Here is a 265-nt window from a genome sequence, read left to right on the forward strand (position 1 = left end):
CCTACCACATAGCGGTCTATCATATAGACAACCGGCTCTGCAACTGCCTCATTGATATTTTCAAAAGTATGAACACCCTCTTGAATAATGACCTCTGAAACAGCCAGTCCGTCTTTAACGACACTCATTTTATTTCTTTGCTTGCGATTTAAATCTTTTACTTCAGAAGCATCTTTCACCGACATGATACCCATACCATAGGTACCCGCATTTGCCTTGACAATCACAAATGGTTTTTCCTTGATGCCATATTCACGATATTTTT

The 265-nt window shown here is 39.2% G+C and carries 1 protein-coding gene; it reads right to left on the bottom strand.

The window, feature by feature from the left end; genetic code table 11:
• Nucleotides 1–265: glutamate--cysteine ligase (locus tag ACZ3HG_RS23930; RefSeq protein ID WP_465334888.1), on the bottom strand; the 265-nt coding region annotated here is incomplete at both ends.

This window comes from Erwinia sp. PME.40.26/001 (assembly GCF_055556675.1).